The following is a 21,016-nucleotide window of genomic DNA, read 5'->3' as shown; positions in this document are numbered from 1 at the left end:
GGATTAGAGGGGGTTTAGTTGCCGTTCTTCCCGCCTGTCAGGGGCGGGTTTTTTATTTCTATCATTCAGTTATTATCTCCACTACTGTATAAATCATTAAGGATAATAACTAGTTATGAAAAAACTCTTACTAATTCTCCCACTGATTGCATTACCAGCTGCAGCTCTCGCCGATGAACAAACTGACGCTCAGGCGTGTCTATCATGGGGGATCAGCAAAATGGCGCCTAACCAGCAATTAAGCCATGTAGATATCACTGATATTAATAGCGAACGCTATGATGAGAAGGTAGGTTCCCAGCATATTGCGACGCAACTAACCGCAACGCTGGCAAAAAAAGGCGACACCGTTGGAAACATGCTCTGTTTGCTGGAAAACGAGCGGCCGCTGTACGTTTACTTCAGCGATATGCAGTAAAAAAAGCATCCGGGTCTCGCGCCTGGATGCTTATTAGAAACACGATCAGATAAACGCAAACGCATCGCCAAACAGGCGATCTTCACGCGCGCCGCGCTCATTACAGAACAGGTCGCGGGCAATTTTGGCCATCTCAAAACGACCGGCAATGTAAATATCATGCTCGGCCAGCGTACCGTAATCCTGCAGCACGGCGGTGAGTACCGTACCGGAGCGACCACGCCACCCTTCTTCCGGCTGCTCGACCACCGGCTCGATGCGCAGATTCGGATGCTTGATGCTTAACGCTTCCAGCTCGGCCAGATCGTACAGATGCTTAGCCTCGCGGCCGCCCCAATAAATGGCGATATCACGATCCGGGTTACGCGCCAGCGCGGTTAACAGAATAGAACGCACATAAGAGAATCCGGTACCACCGGCGATCAGAATCAGCGGGCGATCTTCGTCATCGCGCAGCCACGCTTCGCCATGCGGAATATCAACCTCAATTTCACGCTCTTTCAGAATGCGATCCATCACCGCCATCGCATACAGATTGAGTTCAGAAGCACCGATATGCAGCTCGATAAACTCGTGCTCTGACGGCGTGGAAGCCATAGAGAACGGACGCTTGTCGCGCTCATCCATCACTACCATCAGATACTGGCCGGCGCGGAAAGAAAATGCCGCTTCCGGTACTAATCGAACGCGATACACGGTATCGGTAATCGCCTCCACCGAGGTCACTTTACAGCTTAAGGTTGTCATGCGTCCCCTCTGTCGGGTCTATAGAGCAAAACAGCGGCGTTAGCCCCGCTTACTGTTATTTAAAGATGGCCAGTTCATCCCAGATGGCGTCGATACGCGCCGTCACCTCAGGATCTTTTTTGATTGGACGACCCCATTCACGCTGGGTTTCGCCAGGCCATTTATTTGTGGCATCCAGCCCCATTTTTGAACCCAGGCCGGAAACCGGCGAGGCAAAATCCAGATAATCTATTGGCGTATTTTCTACCAGTACCGTATCACGAGCCGGGTCCATACGGGTAGTAATCGCCCAAATCACGTCATTCCAGTCGCGCGCGTTCACGTCATCGTCGCAGACAATCACGAACTTGGTATACATGAACTGGCGCAGGAACGACCAGACGCCCATCATCACGCGCTTGGCATGGCCTGCGTACTGTTTTTTCATGGTGACCACCGCCAGGCGATAGGAACATCCTTCCGGCGGCAGATAGAAGTCGACGATTTCCGGGAACTGCTTTTGCAGAATAGGCACAAAGACTTCGTTAAGCGCCACGCCCAGCACCGCAGGTTCATCCGGCGGACGGCCGGTATAGGTCGAATGATAAATCGCGTCTTCGCGCTGGGTAATATGGGTCACCGTAAATACCGGGAAGCTGTCTACTTCATTGTAGTAGCCGGTATGATCGCCGTATGGCCCTTCCGGCGCCATCTCGCCGGCCTCAATGTAGCCTTCAAGCACGATTTCCGCGCTGGCCGGCACTTCAAGGTCATTGGAAACGCATTTAACCACTTCGGTCTTGGTGCCGCGCAGCAAGCCTGCGAAAGCGTATTCCGACAGGGTATCGGGCACCGGCGTCACCGCGCCCAGAATGGTCGCCGGATCGGCGCCAAGCGCCACGGAAACCGGAAAACGTTCGCCGGGATGCGCCGCGCACCACTCCTGGAAATCGAGCGCGCCGCCGCGGTGGGACAACCAACGCATGATGAGTTTATTTTTGCCGATCAGCTGCTGGCGATAAATACCCAGATTTTGCCTCTCTTTGTGCGGGCCTCGGGTCACCGTCAGCCCCCAGGTAATCAGCGGCGCGGCATCTTCCGGCCAGCAGGTCATAATCGGTATTTTGTTGAGATCGACATCATCGCCCTGGATGATTTTTTGCTGACAAGGCGCGCCGCGCAGGCGTTTGGTCGGCATATTCAACACTTGCTTGAACTGCGGCAGCTTATCAAACAGATCGCGGAAGCCTTTTGGCGGCTCCGGCTCTTTCAGAAAGGCCAATAGCTTCCCGACTTCCCGTAGCGAACTGACGTCTTCCTGGCCCATCCCCAGCGCCACACGACGCGGCGTGCCAAACAAGTTACACAGCACCGGCATCGAGTAGCCTTTCGGGTTTTCAAACAGCAGCGCCGGGCCGCCGGCACGCAGGGTGCGGTCGGCAATTTCGGTAATTTCCAGATGCGGGTCGACCGGCAGGGTTATCCGTTTTAGCTCGCCCTGCTGCTCAAGTAATGTCAGAAAGTCGCGTAGATCGTGGTATTTCATGGAGTTATTATTGACCTCTATACAAGCGGCTGATTATACGATTTTCGCCGCAACGATGCTGTACTTTTGTTAAATAAGCGTAAATGAACAGGCTATTTACGCTTTCGCTTATAATGGTTTTCGCGATTGTTCCAGGCTTTTGTTATGCTTGCAGGTAGTAAAGCGGAAAGAGTCATTATGCAAGCCTGGTACTTACTTTATTGCAAACGTGGGCAGCTTCAGCGCGCCCAGGAACACCTTGAACGTCAGGCAGTCAATTGCCTGATGCCGACGATCGCGCTGGAAAAAATCATCCGTGGTAAACGTACTACGGTCAGCGAGCCCCTGTTCCCAAACTATCTGTTCGTCGAATTCGATCCCGAGATCATTCATACCACCACCATCAGCGCTACCCGAGGGGTGAACAGTTTCGTTCGTTTTGGCGCCCAACCGGCAGTGGTCCCTTCAGAGGTGATTCACCAGCTTTCTATCTATAAACCGGAAGGTATTACCGACCCGGAAACGCCTCATGAAGGCGATAGCGTGTTGATCACCGACGGCGCTTTTGAAGGACTGCAGGCTATCTTCACCGAGCCCGACGGCGAAGCCCGTTCAATGCTGCTCCTCAATCTGTTGAATAAACAGGTCCTGCAAAGCGTTAAAAATACCGACTTCTATAAAATCTGACGGCGCGGTTAAAAGCGCACGCCAAACAGCTTCCTGACGTTCGCATCCGTAACCTCCTCCAACCATTGCGCTTCCTCGCCTCGCCAGCCCGCTACGCTTGCCAGAATATGCGGCAGATAAGCGGGCTCGTTGCGCCGCGAGGAGGGCTTCGGCTTCATATCCCTCGGTAATAGATATGGCGCATCGGTCTCCAGCAGCAGACGTTCCGCCGGGATCGCCGGCAACAGTTCACGAAGCTCCAGTCCCCGCCGCTCATCGCACACCCAGCCGGTGATACCGATAAATAAACCTCTATCAAGACACTGAATTACTTCCTCGCGGCTACCGGTAAAGCAGTGCAACACGGCGCCTGGCAGTTTATTGAGCCACGGCTCCAGCAGCTCAAGGAACCGTTGATGGGCGTCGCGGCAGTGTAAAAATACCGGCATTGAGAGCTCGGCCGCCAGCGCCAGCTGGGCGCTGAATGCCTTCTCTTGTTCCTGCGGCGTTGAGAAATTACGGTTGAAATCAAGACCGCATTCGCCAATCGCCGCCACCTGCGGCTGGCGGGCCAGCGCGTGGATTTCTTCGGCCACCGACTCAGTCCAGGTGCTGCTATCGTGCGGATGCACACCCGCGGTAGACCAGCAGTTGGCGTAACGGCCAGCCATCTGCTGCGCCTGCTGGCTTTCATGCAGATTGGTGCCGGTTAGCAGCATCCCATGAACACCCGCCGCCTGCGCGCGCGCAACCACGTCGTCGTGGTCGCGAGAAAACTGCGAGCTGGTCAGATTCACGCCAATATCAAACATCATAGCTCCCATATGACAACCGCCCTGACGGGCGGTTGGCGTTGTTACTCTTCTTTGCTCTCCGCCTCTTCGGCGGCGGCATCTTCGTCACGCGTCAGGCGTTTACCGGTATAGAAACGGGCAAAGAACACCCCGACTTCAAACAGGCAATACATGGGGATGGCCAACAGCGTTTGCGAGAACACATCCGGCGGCGTCAGCAGCATACCGACCACGAAGGCGCCCACCAGCACGTAGGGCCGTTTTTTACGCAAATCCTCCGGCGTCGTGACGCCCATCCAGCAGAGCAGGACGATGGCGACCGGCACTTCAAACGACACGCCAAAAGCCATGAACAGCGCCATGACAAAATCGAGGTAGCTACGGATATCGGTCGAAACTAATACCCCTTCCGGCGCGGCGTGAGTCAGGAAGCCGAATGCCAGCGGGAACACGACGAAATAAGCGAAAGCCATGCCGATATAGAACAGCAGCGTACTGGAAACCAGCAGCGGCATGACCAGCCGACGTTCATGCTTATACAGCGCCGGCGCCACGAATGCCCATACCTGATAAAGAATGACCGGCACTGACAGGATCACCGAGACCATAAAGGTCAGTTTGATCGGCGTGAAGAAAGGAGAAGCGACATCGGTGGCGATCATCGTCGCGCCTACCGGCATTTTGCTGATAAGCGGAGCGGAAACCAGTTGATAGATATCGTTGGCGAAGTAAACCAACGCCAGGAAGATCACCAGGATGGCAATGATGCTGTTGAGCAGGCGCTTACGCAGCTCAATCAGATGTGAAATTAACGGTTGAGTCTCGTCTACGCCCATTTTTTACGCTTTATCACTCGATGCGGGGGAAGAATCTGGCACTGCCGCGGCGGCTTTTTCCTTAACCGCCGGGACTTCAGCCGGCGAAACGGATGGCTCCTCGGCAACGGGCTCCGGCGTATGTGCCGGGGCGCTGACCTGATGTTCCGCCGTTGCCGGTGTGACATCCTGGCGCTGCGCTTCGCTACCTTTGACGACCGGATTATGGATGGTGTTCGCTTCGTCGCTGGCCTTTTCAGGATCGTGGGCGGTATAGGAACGCTTCATGGATTCGGCCGCTTCGCGCAGTTCATCCATCGAGGCTTTGAGCTCCGGAGTCAGATTATCCAGGCTGGCCTTCTCCACCTTCTTCAGGCTCTCCTGAAACTCCTGCAGTTTTAGCTCCTGGGCAAGCTCATTTTGTACGGTGGTCGCCAGCGAGCGCAACGTACGGATCCAGCTGGCCACCGTTTTGACGGCGACGGGTAGTCGCTGTGGCCCCAATACGATGAGGCCAATCACGAACACCAGCAATAGTTCACTAAAACCGATATCGAACACGAATTACACCTGCTCTTTGTCGTGGCGTTTTGTCTCGTCTTTTTTCGCATCATCTTGTTTATCAGCGATAGTTTTCGCTGCAAAATCTGCATCGGCTGAGGATTTATCAGATTTCTCATCATCGCTCATCGCTTTTTTAAAGCCCTTGATCGATGCGCCTAAATCCGAACCCAGCGAGCTCAGCTTCTTCGTCCCGAAAAGCAGAACTACGATGACGACAACAATTAATAACTGCCAAATACTGATACCACCCATACACGTTCCCCTATGACAGATGATGAATGATGAGAGCGCATTATACACGTCATCCGGTGAGACGCCTCTTTGTCAGGCCGCTCACATGACTTCGCGCAAGAATCAATGCGCCAGAATAAACGCGAAACCTGTCAGCGCGTTTTTCGCCAACCAATAAGCCAGGTTACGACGCCGCCGGCCATCAGCCAGCCTGGCATCATGCCCCACTCCGGGCGGTGGATAAATAACAGCGTACCGCTTAAAAGCAAAACGGCGCCTATACCAAACAGATAGCGGGACTGCCCCTGACGCACGTGACGCACCTGGAAGTCGCGCACGATAGTATCGACGCTGGTCTGCAGCTGTTTGCTCTGCTGCAGGCTTTGGTACACCAGCTCAGGAATTTCCGGCATCCTTTCAATCCAGAACGGCGCTTTTTCTTTAAACGCTCGCACCAGCGCGGGAATACCGACCTGATCCTTAATCCACGACTCGAGGAAAGGCTTCGCCGTTTTCCACAAGTCTAACTGAGGATAGAGCTGACGACCTACCCCTTCTACGTAAAGTAATGTCTTCTGAAGCAAAACCAGCTGCGGCTGTACTTCCATATTGAAACGCCGCGCGGTGTTAAACAGATTCAGCAATACGTGGCCGAAGGAGATTTCCGCCAGCGGCTTTTCAAAGATGGGCTCGCACACGGTACGAATCGCAAACTCAAACTCTTCAACGTTGGTATCCGGCGGCACCCAGCCGGAATCGACGTGCAGCTCGGCAACCTTACGATAATCGCGGTTGAAGAAAGCGATAAAGTTTTCTGCCAGATAGCGCTTATCGTCTTTGTTCAGCGAGCCGACGATACCGCAGTCGATACCGATATATTGCGGGTCATGTGGATGATCGTAGCTAACGAAAATATTACCCGGATGCATATCCGCATGGAAAAAGCTGTCGCGGAACACCTGGGTAAAGAAGACCTGCACCCCACGCTCCGCGAGCAACTGCATGTTGGTGCCCTGGGCTTCCAGCGCGGCGACATCGGAAACCGGAATACCGTAGATCCGCTCCATCACCATCATGCCTTCGCTGCAGTAATCGGAATAGACTTCCGGCACGTATAGCATTGGGCTGTCTTCGAAATTGCGTCGTAGCTGAATAGCGTTAGCCGACTCGCGTAACAGGTTCAGCTCGTCCATCAGCGTTTTTTCATACTCGCGGACGACTTCCTGCGGACGCAAACGGCGACCATCCGGCAGCAGACGAGGCACCCAGCGCGCCAGGCGGTAGATTAATTTCATGTCCGCTTTAATTACCGGCAAGATATCCGGGCGGATGACCTTGATGACGACCTCTTTACCGTTGTCTTTCAGGCGCGCGGTATGGACCTGGGCAATGGAGGCGGAAGCGAGCGGCTCAATGGCGAAATCATCGAACCAGGCTTCAATGGGCAAACCGCCCATCGCTTGTTCGATCTGTTGTTTAGCCAGTTTGCCATCGAAAGGCGCGACGCGATCCTGCAGCAGCGCTAGTTGATCGGCGATTTGCGGCGGGAACAGGTCGCGACGGGTGGAAAGCATTTGGCCGAACTTAATCCACACCGGGCCCAGCTCCTGCAACGCCAGGCGTAAGCGTTGACCCAGCGGTTTATCTTTGTGGCGATTCGGCATCCAGAACAACATTCGCCGCCAGATGCGCAGCGGCAACGTGATACGCATTTTGGGAATGAGCTCATCAAGCCCGTAACTCAAAAAGGTGCGGATGATAAAATACAGGCGCCGTAATTCTCCTGGCGTCATTTGCCCTCCAGCGTTTCCAGCCGTTTTTCCAGTGCGGCCAGCGCGCGTTCTACAGCGGCGGACTCTTCAGCAAACCAGGCCATCTCTAACGGCCCCGGCGCCAGTCGCCACTCTTCGGTAATCGCTTCAGCGACGTAGCGCTGCTGGCTTTTCGCGCCCTGCAGCAGGAAGCGCGCACCGCCGCGAAGCACCTTGCCAACCCCTTCAGCGACGATGTCGCCGGTATATGGCGCCAGTAGCTCTGCCGGGTCGAACTCCGCCAGATCGCAAAGCGCGACCATGTTCTGCACAACCTGCAGGTCGCCCTGTACTTCCAGATCGCCGCTGCGAATCAGCGCGGTCAGTTGTTGGCGGTTACGCAACTGCGGCAGCACGCTCAGGCGGGTTATCACGGTACAGTCAGCTTCGCCTTCCCACGCGCCGAGCACGTCGATTTGCTGCTCGCTAAAGGCCAGCACGACAGGCGCCGACAGCTCTTTGAGCTCTACGCGCAGCACTTTCCCCAGCAGGCGTTGACGCGCCGGTTTAAGCGCGCGGTCGCGCCAGAGAAAAGTATTAAGAACCGTTTCGATGCCAGCGGTAACCAGTGGTGCGAAAGGCATAGCGTCCCTCCTGTCAGAACTTATAGCCGCGGTGTAGCGCGACAATACCTGCCGTCAGGTTGTAGTAGTCGACGCTTTCAAAACCCGCCTCCTGCATCATGCCTTTCAGGGTGTCCTGATCGGGATGCATGCGGATGGATTCCGCCAGATAGCGATAGCTTTCCGCATCGTTTGCCACCAGTTCGCCGACTTTCGGCAGCACGTGGAAGGAATAAGCGTCGTAGGCTTTGCTCAGTGGTTCGAGAATCGGTTTGGAGAACTCCAGAACCAGCAAACGTCCGCCCGGTTTCAGCACGCGGTACATTGAACGCAGCGCTTTGTCTTTATCGGTAACGTTACGCAGGCCAAAGGAGATGGTGATGCAGTCAAAGGTGTTATCCGCAAACGGCAGCGCTTCAGCGTTGGCCTGAACGTATTCGACGTTACCGACAATACCGATGTTACGCAGTTTTTCGCGGCCCATTTTGAGCATCGAGTCATTGATATCGGCGAGCATTACGCGGCCGGTTTCGCCCACCAGACGGGAAAACTTCGCCGTCAGGTCGCCGGTGCCGCCCGCTAAGTCCAGCACGGTTTGCCCGCGACGCACGCCGCTGCAGTCGATGGTGAAGCGCTTCCACAAGCGATGAATCCCGAACGACATTAAGTCGTTCATCACATCATATTTTGCAGCGACAGAATGGAATACATGCGCCACCATGTCCGCCTTCTGCTCTTTGGCTACCGTTTGAAAGCCAAAATGCGTTGTTTCTTGTGAATCCTCAACCATCTCTATGCCCGCTTACTTATCAAGAAAATGTTCAGCGAGTGTAACAGATTCAGGCCATTTCCCATACGTTTCAGCTTGGCCTGACGTGCTCGTTTGCTCTCGCTGCAGGCGCGGAATCGGCGCTAAGCACATCTTCCTGCGGTGAATTTTCATCTTCCTCAAGGCGGTATTCGTCATCCTGCGCCGTGGCCTGCTCGACTAAATCAGGATTAATCCCGCGCTTAACCTCGACTCCCAGGCCACGGAATGACTCGGCCTGAACCAGCATGTTGCCGCGCCCCGAGGCGAGCTTTTTCATCGCCTGGCGATAGTTATCCTGGGCTTTATCAAGGCTTTGACCAATGGCCGACATATCGTCAACAAACAGTCGCATCTTGTCATACAGGCGCCCGGCGCGCTCGGCGATTTTCTGTGCATTACGGCTTTGATGCTCATAGCGCCACAAGTTGGCGATGGTGCGCAACGCCACCAGCAGGGTTGTCGGGCTAACCAGCATAATATTGTTCTTCAGCGCCTCGCTGATAAGCTCAGGTTGACGGTCGATGGCCAGCAGGAACGCTGGCTCAACGGGGATGAACATCAGCACATAATCGAGCGAACGTAACCCTGGCAGTTGTTGGTAATCTTTACGCCCCAGCAGGCGAATGTGATTACGCACCGAGGCAATATGCTCCTGCAGCGCCGCTTCGCGGGTGTAATCATCCTCAGCGTTGAAATAACGCTCATAGGCGACAAGGGTCATTTTGGCGTCGATAACCACGTCTTTGCCCTGCGGCAGACGCACGATAACATCCGGCTGCATCCGCGATCGGTTATCGGTTTCGATACTCACCTGAGTTTGATACTCATAGCCTTCGCGCAGGCCGGAGGCCTCCAGCACGCGGGTTAGCACCACTTCTCCCCAGTTGCCCTGGGTTTTGTTATCGCCTTTCAGCGCTTTCGTCAGGTTCAATGCCTCTTGCGCCATCTGTGCGTTCAGCTGTTGCAGGTTGCGGATTTCGTGCGCCAGCGTGTGGCGCTCACGCGCCTCCTGGCCGAAGCTATCCTGCACCTGGCGACGGAAGCCGTCGAGCTGTTCACGCAACGGCGTCAGCAGGCCATGCAGGCTCTGGCGATTTTGTTCATCAACCCGGCGGTTGCTGTGTTCGAATATGCGGTTCGCCAGATTTTCAAACTGCTCGCTCAGGCGCTGCTCGCTGTTGACCATCTGGCGGATTTTATCTTCGGCGTGCAGCTGTGTAGATTCCAGACGGGTGGTCACTTCACGCAGGTCGGCCTCCAGCGAGGTGTTGATATCACGTAGGCTGCGCAGCTCGTTGTTGAGAAGTTCGCACTCATCGCGCCAGTGCGATTCCTGCACCAGCTGCTGACGTGCGGCGCTAAGTTCGATATCCAGCTCGCGGCGCTCTTCAATGAGATCGGCACGGATTTGATCGCCACGGGCTTTTGTCGCCAGCCAGCCAACGATTAATCCTGCCGCCAGCGCCACCACGGCGCTTATCACAATAGAGATATCCACAACGCCTCCCCGGCAACCACTTACGACACAAAAATAGAATTGTGCTGTACAAACGTCCAGTTGAAAAGGATTTTCCTGCGAGGCGCTACGCAAAAAAGAAGGGCCGGAAGATCCGGCCCTGTCAGAAAGAGAGAAGAACTACAGCAGACGGCGCGCCGCTTCCACAACGATTTTCACCGCGTAGCTTTCGGTTTGCTTCATGGTTTCGGCGTTAGGGATCTCTTGCTGGGTACGGTTGACGATAACCCCTGCCACCATCCCTGCGCGCAGGCCCTGGCTGGCGCACATGGTCAGCAGCGTAGCGGATTCCATTTCATAGTTCATGACGCCCATTGCCTGCCACTCTTCCATCGAGCCTTTGAAACGGCTCACGACGCGGCCGGAGAAGGTGTCGTAACGCTCCTGGCCTGGATAGAAGGTATCAGAGGAAGCAGTCACGCCGATATGCGTAGTCGCGCCGATTGATTTCGCCGCTTCCACCAGCGCGGTGGTACAGGCGAAGTCAGCAACGGCCGGGAACTCCATCGGCGCAAAGTGCAGGCTGGCGCCGTCCAGACGGACAGAACCGGTCGTCACCAGTACATCGCCAACATTGATATGCGGCTGAATCGCGCCGGTGGTGCCGATACGCAGGAAGGTACGAACTCCCAGCTGCGCCAGCTCTTCCACGGCGATAGAGGTCGACGGGCCGCCGATACCGGTGGAGCAAACAATCACCGGTTTGCCGTCCAGCTCAGCGCGCCAGGAGGTAAATTCACGATGTGATGCCAGCTTAACCGGCTTATCCATCAGCGCGGCGATCTTTTCCACACGCTCCGGATCGCCAGGGACGATAGCCAGCGTAGCCCCTTGTAAATCGTTCTTAGTGAGGCCGAGATGAAAAACATCAGACTTGGACATAAAAAACTCCTCTGTGGGTCGAAGTATCAGCAGAAGCAAAAGGGTACTTTACAGAAGCTACTCGCTTATTTTTGTGATGATGGTCACCATGCATAACAATGATTGCATTTGTTTTTCAACAAATAGTGATTCACATCACATTAACAAGTTATATTCGCGGTCACAGAACAAAAGATAGCCGCTTTCAGGCACTGTGCTTTATTAACGTTCAGTCTAAGAGTCTATATTTATCGATGCGCTAATAAATAAGGGTACGGAGAATACCATGACCACAACCAAGCAACCCGGATTCGCACCTGCAGCCTCGCCGCACGCCTCTACCGCCGTCCATACGTCGGATGAGCATATTGTCGCCGGAGAAACCTCGATCCCATCGCAGGGCGAGAATATGCCGGCCTATCACGCCCGCCCAAAAAACGCCGACGGCCCGCTGCCGATCGTTATCGTGGTGCAGGAAATTTTCGGCGTACATGAGCATATTCGCGATCTGTGCCGCCGCCTGGCGCAGGAAGGCTATTTGGCGATTGCGCCAGAACTCTACTTCCGCCAGGGCGATCCGAATGAGTACAACGATATCCCTACTCTGTTCAAAGAACTGGTCACTAAGGTGCCTGACGCGCAGGTGCTGGCGGATCTCGACCACGTCGCCAGTTGGGCGGCACGCCACGGCGGCGATGCCCATCGTCTGCTGATCACCGGTTTCTGCTGGGGCGGTCGCATCACCTGGCTGTATGCCGCGCATAACCCGCAGTTGAAGGCAGGCGTCGCCTGGTATGGCAAACTGGTGGGAGAAAAATCGCTGAATTCGCCAAAACACCCGGTGGATATCGCCGTCGACCTCAACGCGCCGGTACTTGGCCTGTACGGCGCTAAAGACGCCAGCATTCCGCAGGATACCGTCGAGACCATGCGCCAGGCGCTGCGGGCGGCGAATGCGAACGCCGAGATCGTGGTCTATCCCGAGGCCGATCACGCTTTTAACGCCGACTATCGCGCCAGCTATCACGAAGAGTCAGCCAAAGACGGCTGGCAGCGAATGCTGGCCTGGTTTGCTCAATATGGCGGTAAAAAAGGGTAACTCGCCTGATACATGAAAAGAGGAGGCCGTGGCCTCCTCTGTTGTTTTCCGCCTATCTATCAGGCTGATTCGCGCAGATTCTGCGCCGCTTGCACCATGTTCGCCAGCGCGGCGCGGGTTTCCGGCCAGCCGCGAGTTTTCAGGCCGCAGTCCGGGTTAACCCACAAGCGCTCCGCCGGGATACGTTGCGCGGCCTTCTCCAGCAACCCTTCAATCCACTCCACGCTCGGTACGTTTGGCGAGTGAATATCATAAACGCCCGGGCCGATTTCGTTTGGATATTCGAACTCTTCAAACGACTCCAGCAGTTCCATGTCAGAACGCGAGGTTTCAATGGTGATGACGTCGGCATCCAGCGCGGCGATAGAATCCATGATGTCATTGAACTCGCAATAACACATGTGGGTATGAATCTGGGTGTCATCCTTAGCAACCGCGGCGTTGATGCGAAAAGCTTCGACGCCCCACTGTAAATAAGCATCCCAGTCGCTGCGCTTTAGCGGCAGACCTTCGCGTAGCGCCGGTTCATCAATCTGGATAATACCGATACCGGCCGCCTCCAGATCCGCCACTTCATCGCGCAGCGCCAGCGCAATCTGTTTCGCGATGGTTTCACGGCTGACATCTTCGCGCGGGAAAGACCAGCACAGAATGGTTACCGGACCGGTCAACATGCCTTTGACCGGCTTGTCGGTAAGAGACTGCGCGTACTTCGCCCATTCGACGGTGATCGCCTGCGGACGGCTGACGTCGCCGATAACCACCGGCGGCTTCACGCAGCGAGAGCCATAGCTTTGCACCCAACCGTTTTGCGTGAAGATGAAACCGTCCAGATGCTCACCGAAATACTCCACCATGTCGTTACGCTCGGCTTCTCCATGCACCAGCACGTCTAAACCCAGGCGCTCTTGTTCGACGATCGCCTGCTTAATATGTTCGGCAATACCCGTCCGATAATGGCTGGCGTCGAGGTTACCTTTTTTGAAATCCAGCCGCAGGGTACGAATTTCGGTTGTCTGCGGGAATGAACCGATCGTCGTCGTCGGCCATGCTGGCAGGTTAAAGCGCCTGCGCTGCGCCTGTGCGCGCTCGGCATAAGGGCTGGCGCGCTGGCTGTCCTGAGCAGTGATTGCCGCCAACCGTTTTTCCACTGCCGCGTTGTGTACGCGAGTCGAATGGCGACGAGCCTGGATTGGCGCGCTCCACGCCTCGATCGCCGCCGTATTACCGCTGTTCAGCGCATCGCGCAGCAGCGCCAGTTCGCCGCACTTCTGCAGGGCGAAAGCAAACCAACTTTTTACTTCGGCATCAAGACGGGTCTCTACGCTCAGATCGATCGGGCTATGCAACAGCGAGCAGGATGAAGCGATCCACAGCGCACGTTGACCGACAATCGCTTTAATTTGCGCATATTTTTCCGTTAAATCGGCGCGCCAGACGTTACGACCGTTGATCAGCCCGGCGGATAACAGCCAGTCGGCCGGCAGGCGTTTATGTAGTTCAGCAACATCATCTTTGCCATGCACCAGATCGACGTGAAGCCCCTGTACCGGCAGCGCGGTGATAACATCAAGGTTGTCGGCGATCCCTTCAAAATAGGTGGTCAGCAGTAGTTTTACCTGCCCCTGCAGGGCCTCATAAGCCGGTTTAAAGGCATCCAGCCATGCTTGCGGCAGCTCCAGCACCAGCGCCGGTTCATCAATCTGCACCCACTCAATGCCGCGTTTCGCCAGCTCGCCCAGTACCTGCTGGTAAACCGGAAGGATATCGTTCAGCAGGCTTAAACGGTCAAACTGTTCGCCTTTTACTTTGCCCAGCCACAGATAGGTTACCGGCCCCAGCAGTACAGGCTTAATCTTGTGGCCCAGCGCCAGCGCTTCGTCCACTTCATCCAGCAGTTGGGTCCAGCTCAGCTTGAACTGCTGGCCCTGGACAAATTCCGGCACCATGTAGTGATAGTTGGTATTGAACCACTTGGTCATTTCCGCGGCGGCAGCGGGTTCGCCGGTCGGCGCGCGACCGCGACCAATGCGGAACAGAGTATCGATATCGACGGTGCCGTCTTTGTTCTGATGACGAGCCGGCACGTTGCCCAGCAGCAGGCTGGTGGTCAGAACATGGTCGTACCAGGCAAAATCGCCCACCGGCAGCAGATCAATGCCAGCCTGTTTCTGCTGCTCCCAGTGACGAGCGCGAAGTTCGCGACCTACCGCCAACAGCTCTTCACGCGTGGCGTTGCCCGCCCAGTAGCTCTCTTGCGCTTTTTTCAGCTCGCGGCGAAGGCCAACGCGAGGAAAACCGAGGGTGTGATTGAGGATTGTCATGTTATGCCCCTTATGGAATTTTTTGCATTTAGCCATCCAGATGTTTACACATCCATAATGTAAAGGTACTGTATATTCCTCAAGCGCAAATTATTCATGCCGAAGTGAAGGACATTCATGATCGAGATTAAACACCTGAAAACGCTACAGGCGTTGCGGAACAGCGGCTCGCTGGCGGGCGCGGCGGCGGCCCTGCACCAAACCCAGTCGGCCCTGTCCCACCAGTTTAGCGATCTGGAACAGCGCCTTGGCTTCCGTTTGTTTGTGCGTAAAAGCCAGCCGCTACGCTTCACGCCGCAAGGAGAAATTCTGCTGCAGTTGGCCAATCAGGTGCTGCCGCAGATCGCTCGCGCGCTACAGGATTGCAACGAACCACAGCAAACCCGTCTGCGGCTGGCGATTGAGTGCCATAGCTGTATTCAATGGCTCACCCCGGCGCTGGAAAGCTTCCGCGCCCGCTGGCCGCTGGTGGAAGTTGATTTTCAGTCCGGCGTCACCTTTGACCCGCAGCCAGCCCTGCAGCAGGGTGAACTCGATCTGGTGATGACCTCAGATATTTTACCGCGTAGCGGTCTGCACTATTCACCGATGTTTGATTATGAAGTTCGTCTGGTGTTAGCACCGGAACATCCGCTGGCGGCGAAAACGCGCATCTCTCCGGAAGATCTAGCTGCGGAAACGTTACTGATTTATCCGGTACAGCGCGGGCGACTGGACATCTGGCGCCACTTCCTGCAACCGGCGGGGATCAGCCCGCAGTTGAAAAGCGTCGATAACACGCTGCTGCTAATTCAGATGGTTGCCGCGCGAATGGGTATCGCCGCCCTGCCGCACTGGGTGGTGGAAAGTTTTGAACGCCAGGGTTTGATTGTCACCAAAACCCTGGGAGAAGGACTGTGGAGCCGGCTGTACGCTGCGGTGCGCGATGGCGAGCAACGCCAGCCGGTAACAGAAGCATTTATTCGCTCAGCGCGGAACCACGCTTGCGATCATCTGCCGTTTGTACGGAGTGCGGAGCGACCCAGCGGCGATGGACCCATAGCGAAGCCAGGATTACCAGCGCGCCAATGATAAAGCTCGGCCAGTGAGGCTGCTCCTGCCAGATAGCAAGGTTAACCAGCAGCCCGGCGGGGACGTGAACGTTATTCATGATCCCCAACGTACCGGCATCCACCTGCGTCGCGCCGTAATTCCACATGAAGTACCCCAATCCGGAAGCAACCACGCCAAGCCAGACCAGGATTCCCCACTGCAGGCCGGTAGTCGGTAGCCTCTGCGGATTGCCCAGCATAAACCACGCCGCTACCGCCACAATAAAGGCGCCGGCATAGAACCAGGCAAAAGCATTGTGTTGCGGCATCGGGCGGACTTCCATCAAACGCTTGTAGCCCACCATGCCGATGGCGAAGCAGATATTCGACAACTGCACCAGCAATAGCCCGGTCCAGAAATGATCGCTGACTTTGTCATAGCGGATGATCGCCGCCCCTAACACCGCCAACGCCGCGCTAAGCAGATAGCCCCAGCGCAGTTTACGACCGCTGAGCAGATCGTAAATCAGGGTGATATACAGCGGGGTAAAGACCGTAAACAACAGAAATTCCGACACCGTCAGATAGAGATAGGCGCGGAAAGCCAGCAAATACATAATGCCAAGCTGCATTGCCCCCACTAGCATATAGAGCACGATGGTACGCGGAGACTGGCCGCGCGTGCGCAGGAAAGGCAGGAACACCAGCGCTGCCAGGCCCACGCGCATCAGCACGGAAAAATAGCTATCGACGCTACCGGCAAGGTATTCGCCAATCAGACTAAACGAAAAGGCCCACAGGATAGTGGTGATAATTAAAAGCGCCACAACGGTCGTCTCATTGAATAAAGAACAGGCATTGTAGCGGAGAGAAGGGTTGACGACTGACCACTTATTAGTCAGTCGTCAATGTTTATCAATCGAGATATAACTTGCGCAGGTAATGCGGTACGGCATCGTCGGCGTTGCTGCCGATCACTTCCAGCTCCGGATGCAAATCCTTCAACCGCTGATGGGCGTTTGCCATAATGCAGCCTTTACCGGCCATCGACAGCATCTCGGCGTCGTTCATGCCGTCGCCAAAGGCGATACACTCCTTGAGGCTGTAGCCGAGCATTTTCGCAACGGCCTCCAGCGCATGTCCCTTCGAAACACCGCCGGCCATTACTTCAAGACAAGTTAGCGTGGAGAAACTCACATTGACGCGGTCGCCCCAGCGCGCGTTGATAGCCTGCTCAAGCGGCAGCAAATGTTCATGATCTTCACAGGTGAAGAAAACTTTGCTGATGCCATCCGCATCCAGCTCGCCCGGTTCATAAAGCTTGTAGTTGAATACCGCCTCTTTGAAGAAGCGCATCTCTTCCGGGCGATGGCGATTCATAAACCATTCATCTTCACGATAGACGTTGGTCACAATCTTCACATCGTTACGCACCATCTCAAACAGATCGCTGGCGATATCGCGGTCGAGGTTATGGGCGAAGATTTGTTTTCCTTCACTATCATGTACCCGCGCGCCGTTAGAGGTGATCATGTACGACTTAATGCCGAGATTATCGCGGATCTGCCCCACATCGATGTAGTGGCGGCCAGTGGCGAAGACGAAATTTATCCCGCGCGCGGTGAGTAGCTTCAGCGTCTCTTTGGCATAAGGGGTGAGGAAATGGTCGGGGGAAAGCAGCGTGCCATCTAAATCAGACGCAACAACCTGGTACATAAAAAATTTAACCTCTAAGCAGGGCGACGAGATCTATCGTCGGATTAAGTATGTCGATTGAAAAAATCGACGATGGCATTTAGCGCGACTGAGCGCATAGCGTCCTTTTCAAAAAGGATCTCGTGATATGCCCCTTCAATAACGAGCGGCTTATCGCCTTCACAAGGGTGCCCGGCAGCGGAACGGAGTTCACAATAGCGGTCGTGCATCAGATTATCGACCACCCTTTCATCCTCAGCCTGAATCAATAACGTCGGAGTCGTGTCTTTCTCGACGCCGGACAATATCTCTTCACCGGCCAGAATACCTTCGCGCACCCAGTGATAGGTCGGCCCGCCGACGCGCAACCGCGGATCGTCGGCATAAAAACGCAGGTTGCGACGATAGCGCTGGCGGCTATGAGTCAATACATTGAGCGAAAACGGCAGCGCCCGCCAGCGGCCCGTACCGATGGCATACTCTTCGCGAATACGCTGATGGCCCTCAGCCCAGTCGAGAATATGGCGCACCATCCAGTCCGGCAGGCGCATGATGATGCCAAACATTGGCGCGCATAAGGCAATGGCGTCGCAATGCTGCCGGTGACGCTGCAAGAACAGCGTGGCAATGGCGCCACCCATCGAGTGGGCGAGAATAAAACGTTTACGCCAGTGGCCGGGAACCACTTCCTGCTGCCAGAGCGCAGCCAGATCGTCAACATAATCGCTAAAGCGCACAACATGACCGCGGTGGGTATCAGACAGCAACCTACCGGAGCGACCCTGACCGCGGTGATCGATAATCATCACGTCAAAGCCGCTGTGGAAGAGATCGTAGGCTAGTTCGGCGTACTTCACGTAGCTTTCGATGCGGCCGGGGCAAATGACCACCAGCCGGTCGTTATTTGCGGCACAAAAGCGCACAAAGCGTACCGGAACCTTATCGACGCCCGTAAATTCAGCTTCTTCCCGCTGATGCCAAAAATCCGTCAGCGGCCCCATGGTAAAGGCCGCAAACGCGTTTTCTCGTGTGTCCCAGTCCTTTTGCTGCCCAAACATCGGGTTTACACCCCTGTTAACCGCTGAAAATCGTTTTTTTGTCGCACATCACACAATGCTGATGCAATAGCGTATTGTGGCATAAAAATAGACAATCAGGGAGATTCTCATGACCTTCGAGTGGTGGTTCGCTTATCTGCTGACATCAATCATTCTCAGCCTGTCGCCGGGTTCCGGCGCGATCAATACCATGACCACATCCATCAACCACGGCTATCGCGGCGCGGCGGCCTCTATTGCCGGCCTGCAAACCGGGTTGGCCATTCATATCGTGCTGGTCGGCGTCGGTTTGGGTACGCTCTTCTCACGCTCGGTACTGGCATTTGAAGTGTTGAAATGGGCGGGCGCGGCCTATCTTATCTGGCTGGGGATTCAGCAATGGCGGGCGGCGGGTTCAATCGACCTGAATACGCTGGCGCGAACTCAAAGCCGCGGTAAGCTCTATAAACGCGCGGTGTTCGTCAATCTGACCAACCCAAAAAGTATCGTCTTCCTCGCCGCACTATTTCCCCAGTTCATCGTACCGCATCAGCCGCAGGTGATGCAGTACCTGGTACTCGGCGTCACCACTATCGTAGTCGATATCATTGTGATGATCGGTTACGCGACGCTGGCGCAGCGCATTGCGGCCTGGATTAAAGGTCCGAAGCAGATGAAGGCGCTGAATAAAGTGTTTGGTTCGCTGTTTATGCTGGTGGGTGCGCTGCTCGCTTCCGCCCGTCACGCCTGAATACTGGAATCTTGCTCGCACAGCGCTGCGCCATTTGCGGCCTTAGTCGTATTATCACGCGTGCTGGCGCGCAAACATGAGAGAGACTTTATCCACGCGCTGTCGGCCCCGCCTTTTCAGTGCCAGAATGCCGCCATTGGGTTTATTCACGGATGAACGAAAATGGCGGAAACGGCAACCCCTCATGATGCAGTCTTTAAGACCTTTCTGTCGCGGGTAGAAACGGCGCGCGATTTTATTGAGATCCACCTTCCGCCGGCGTTAATTCAGGTTTGCAAACTGGATACGCTTCGCCTGGAATCCGGGAGTTTTCTGGAAGATGACCTGCGGCCCTACTACAGCGATATTCTTTATTCGCTGGAGACAAACCGCGGCCCGGGGTATATCCATGTCCTGATAGAACACCAGAGTTCACCCGATAAACTGATGGCATTCCGCCTGATGCGCTACGCCATCGCCGCCATGCAGAGGCATCTGGAGAATGGTCATAAAACGTTACCGCTGGTAATTCCCATTCTCTTTTATCAAGGACGCCGCAGCCCCTATCCTTGGTCGCTGAACTGGCTGGATAATTTTGACGACTCGATGCTTGCCCATCAGCTCTATTCAGGTGCATTTCCGCTTGTCGATATTACAGTGATCCCTGATGACGAAATTATGCGCCACCGCAGTATGGCGGCGCTTACGCTGGTACAAAAACATATTCGCCAGCGCGATATGGCACAACTGCTGGACAAGTTGACCCACCTCTTAATGTTGGAGCAGATGAGCGGACAACAAATCGCCGTGCTGATAAAATATATGGCTCAGGCGGGAGAAGCTCAGGATATTCGGGCGCTATTGTATGGGCTGGCACAGCGTGTGCCGCAGCATGGAGGAATGCTAATGACTCTGGCAGAAACGTGGCTCGCAGAAGGCAGAGAGAAAGGTATTAAAGAAGGTATTAAAGAAGGCATCAAAGAAGGCATCAAAGAAGGAAAACTACAGGCCCTTTTACAGGTCGCCGCAGCGATGCTCAATCGCGGCATGGATGACGATGCCATCCTGGAAATGACCGGTTTGACCAGGGATGAACTACAGCGCCTTCGTCACTAATGTCTGCCCCACCCGGCAACCAACCGGGTGGATAATCGCATTACGAGTTAGCGCGAAATAATCAGATGAATGCCGAAACCGGCAAACAGGGTTCCTGCGATGCCGTCTATCCACTTTGCCATCCGCTGATAGCCGCGGCGCATTTTCGGCAGTGCGAAGAGGCTGGCTACGATGGTGAACCACGCCAGCGTTTCAAGGACGATCAGCAGGAAAATTCCCCAACGCGCCCCGGCGCCGATGTTATCGCCAACGAACAGCGAGAAGACCGATCCGAAGTAGATAATCGCTTTCGGGTTGGCGAGGTTAGTCAGCAGGCCCTTCAGGAAACTGCGCCCGCTACGCGCCAGCTCAACCTGCGGTTCCGCCGCAACAATGTCGTTTTTCTTCAGCGCGCCGCGCAGCATTTGATAGCCCATCCAGCACAGATACAGCCCACCGCCGACCATAATCAACGTATGCAGCCAGGCCATTTTCTCGATAATCAGATGCAAGCCGAGCAGCGCGACGCCCGCCCAGACCATCACGCCGCCGGTGATCCCCAGCACGCCCATCATCGCCTCTTTGCGCGAGCGGCTCACCGCGGTTTGCGAAACGAAGAAAAAATCCGGCCCTGGACTCATTAGCGCAATGATGTGCACCAGCGCCACGGTGAGAAAAAGCATCAACATGTTTAACTCGCAGGG

General features: G+C 55.3%; 22 protein-coding genes. 6 read left to right on the top strand and 16 right to left on the bottom strand.

Annotation, left to right across the window (positions count from 1 at the left end):
* Positions 1-115 precede the first annotated feature (115 nt).
* Positions 116-418, top strand: a complete 303-nt coding sequence (locus PGR79_RS22895; RefSeq protein ID WP_087858688.1) for a hypothetical protein — start codon at positions 116-118, stop codon at positions 416-418.
* 45 nt (positions 419-463) lie between these two features.
* On the opposite strand, the gene fre is transcribed toward PGR79_RS22895, so the two are convergent.
* Both fre and ubiD read right to left on the bottom strand, forming a co-directional pair.
* Entirely contained in the window at positions 464-1,165 is a 702-nt protein-coding gene (gene fre, locus PGR79_RS22890; RefSeq protein ID WP_008807928.1) for an NAD(P)H-flavin reductase, read from the bottom strand.
* 55 nt (positions 1,166-1,220) lie between these two features.
* Positions 1,221-2,690, bottom strand: a complete 1,470-nt coding sequence (gene ubiD / locus PGR79_RS22885) for a 4-hydroxy-3-polyprenylbenzoate decarboxylase (protein ID WP_015368839.1) — start codon at positions 2,688-2,690, stop codon at positions 1,221-1,223.
* Positions 2,691-2,867: 177 nt separating this feature from the next.
* Between ubiD and rfaH the strand changes: the two genes are divergently transcribed.
* Positions 2,868-3,356 carry a transcription/translation regulatory transformer protein RfaH gene (gene rfaH, locus PGR79_RS22880; protein WP_015703997.1) on the top strand — a complete coding sequence of 163 codons (489 nt, stop codon included), beginning with the start codon at positions 2,868-2,870 and terminating at the stop codon, positions 3,354-3,356.
* A gap of 8 nt (positions 3,357-3,364) precedes the next feature.
* On the opposite strand, the gene tatD is transcribed toward rfaH, so the two are convergent.
* The 9 genes from tatD to udp all read right to left on the bottom strand — a co-directional run bounded on the left by tatD (position 3,365) and on the right by udp (position 11,322).
* The gene (gene tatD / locus PGR79_RS22875; protein ID WP_213317867.1) at positions 3,365-4,159 is read right to left on the bottom strand and encodes a 3'-5' ssDNA/RNA exonuclease TatD; all 795 of its coding nucleotides are present in this window, start codon (positions 4,157-4,159) and stop codon (positions 3,365-3,367) included.
* A gap of 32 nt (positions 4,160-4,191) precedes the next feature.
* A complete protein-coding gene (gene tatC / locus PGR79_RS22870) occupies positions 4,192-4,965 on the bottom strand; it encodes a Sec-independent protein translocase subunit TatC (protein ID WP_015368842.1) in 774 nt (257 codons plus the stop codon).
* 3 nt (positions 4,966-4,968) lie between these two features.
* A complete protein-coding gene (tatB, locus tag PGR79_RS22865) occupies positions 4,969-5,505 on the bottom strand; it encodes a Sec-independent protein translocase protein TatB (protein ID WP_087858690.1) in 537 nt (178 codons plus the stop codon).
* 3 nt (positions 5,506-5,508) lie between these two features.
* Positions 5,509-5,760, bottom strand: a complete 252-nt coding sequence (gene tatA / locus PGR79_RS22860) for a Sec-independent protein translocase subunit TatA (protein WP_015368844.1) — start codon at positions 5,758-5,760, stop codon at positions 5,509-5,511.
* Positions 5,761-5,891: 131 nt separating this feature from the next.
* Positions 5,892-7,532: a ubiquinone biosynthesis regulatory protein kinase UbiB gene (gene ubiB / locus PGR79_RS22855; RefSeq protein WP_015368845.1), complete on the bottom strand. Its 1,641-nt coding sequence runs from the start codon at positions 7,530-7,532 to the stop codon at positions 5,892-5,894.
* Positions 7,529-8,134 (bottom strand): ubiquinone biosynthesis protein UbiJ, encoded by a 606-nt coding sequence (gene ubiJ / locus PGR79_RS22850; protein WP_032713803.1) that lies wholly within the window; start codon positions 8,132-8,134, stop codon positions 7,529-7,531. Before ubiJ ends, ubiB begins: the two co-directional genes overlap by 4 nt.
* Before the next feature lie 13 nt (positions 8,135-8,147).
* Positions 8,148-8,903 carry a bifunctional demethylmenaquinone methyltransferase/2-methoxy-6-polyprenyl-1,4-benzoquinol methylase UbiE gene (ubiE, locus tag PGR79_RS22845; protein WP_015368847.1) on the bottom strand — a complete coding sequence of 252 codons (756 nt, stop codon included), beginning with the start codon at positions 8,901-8,903 and terminating at the stop codon, positions 8,148-8,150.
* A gap of 70 nt (positions 8,904-8,973) precedes the next feature.
* Positions 8,974-10,422: a DNA recombination protein RmuC gene (gene rmuC / locus PGR79_RS22840; protein ID WP_430922558.1), complete on the bottom strand. Its 1,449-nt coding sequence runs from the start codon at positions 10,420-10,422 to the stop codon at positions 8,974-8,976.
* Between the two features lie 138 nt (positions 10,423-10,560).
* The gene (gene udp / locus PGR79_RS22835) at positions 10,561-11,322 is read right to left on the bottom strand and encodes a uridine phosphorylase (RefSeq protein WP_430922556.1); all 762 of its coding nucleotides are present in this window, start codon (positions 11,320-11,322) and stop codon (positions 10,561-10,563) included.
* 265 nt (positions 11,323-11,587) lie between these two features.
* Between udp and PGR79_RS22830 the strand changes: the two genes are divergently transcribed.
* Complete coding sequence (locus PGR79_RS22830) at positions 11,588-12,400, top strand: dienelactone hydrolase family protein (protein WP_063414943.1); 813 nt, start codon at positions 11,588-11,590, stop codon at positions 12,398-12,400.
* A 59-nt stretch (positions 12,401-12,459) separates the two neighbouring features.
* On the opposite strand, the gene metE is transcribed toward PGR79_RS22830, so the two are convergent.
* Positions 12,460-14,724 (bottom strand): 5-methyltetrahydropteroyltriglutamate--homocysteine S-methyltransferase, encoded by a 2,265-nt coding sequence (metE, locus tag PGR79_RS22825; RefSeq protein WP_430922554.1) that lies wholly within the window; start codon positions 14,722-14,724, stop codon positions 12,460-12,462.
* 117 nt (positions 14,725-14,841) lie between these two features.
* On the opposite strand from metE, the gene metR reads away from it, so the two are divergent.
* Complete coding sequence (gene metR, locus PGR79_RS22820) at positions 14,842-15,795, top strand: HTH-type transcriptional regulator MetR (protein WP_015703991.1); 954 nt, start codon at positions 14,842-14,844, stop codon at positions 15,793-15,795.
* On the opposite strand, the gene PGR79_RS22815 is transcribed toward metR, so the two are convergent.
* From PGR79_RS22815 to pldB, 3 genes are all read right to left on the bottom strand, one after another.
* A complete protein-coding gene (locus tag PGR79_RS22815; protein WP_015368852.1) occupies positions 15,683-16,582 on the bottom strand; it encodes a carboxylate/amino acid/amine transporter in 900 nt (299 codons plus the stop codon). The two genes, metR and PGR79_RS22815, sit on opposite strands and share 113 nt — an antisense overlap.
* 88 nt (positions 16,583-16,670) lie before the next feature.
* On the bottom strand, positions 16,671-17,471 hold the full coding sequence (gene yigL / locus PGR79_RS22810; RefSeq protein ID WP_015368853.1) for a sugar/pyridoxal phosphate phosphatase YigL: 801 nt from the start codon (positions 17,469-17,471) through the stop codon (positions 16,671-16,673).
* A gap of 44 nt (positions 17,472-17,515) precedes the next feature.
* Positions 17,516-18,508: a lysophospholipase L2 gene (pldB, locus tag PGR79_RS22805; protein ID WP_045378727.1), complete on the bottom strand. Its 993-nt coding sequence runs from the start codon at positions 18,506-18,508 to the stop codon at positions 17,516-17,518.
* A 109-nt stretch (positions 18,509-18,617) separates the two neighbouring features.
* On the opposite strand from pldB, the gene rhtB reads away from it, so the two are divergent.
* Entirely contained in the window at positions 18,618-19,238 is a 621-nt protein-coding gene (rhtB, locus tag PGR79_RS22800; RefSeq protein WP_015368855.1) for a homoserine/homoserine lactone efflux protein, read from the top strand.
* Positions 19,239-19,400: 162 nt separating this feature from the next.
* Positions 19,401-20,333, top strand: coding sequence for an Rpn family recombination-promoting nuclease/putative transposase (locus tag PGR79_RS22795; RefSeq protein WP_113374976.1), 933 nt, complete (start codon positions 19,401-19,403; stop codon positions 20,331-20,333).
* A 47-nt stretch (positions 20,334-20,380) separates the two neighbouring features.
* Here PGR79_RS22795 and rhtC read toward each other — a convergent pair whose 3' ends face one another.
* The gene (gene rhtC / locus PGR79_RS22790) at positions 20,381-21,001 is read right to left on the bottom strand and encodes a threonine export protein RhtC (protein ID WP_308958004.1); all 621 of its coding nucleotides are present in this window, start codon (positions 20,999-21,001) and stop codon (positions 20,381-20,383) included.
* Between the last annotated feature and the right edge of the window lie 15 nt (positions 21,002-21,016).

Origin of the sequence: Klebsiella sp. 141161, from assembly GCF_050600815.1 — a bacterium.
Taxonomy (GTDB): Bacteria; Pseudomonadota; Gammaproteobacteria; order Enterobacterales; family Enterobacteriaceae; genus Klebsiella; species Klebsiella aerogenes.
This window is presented reverse-complemented; position numbering and strand designations above follow the sequence as displayed.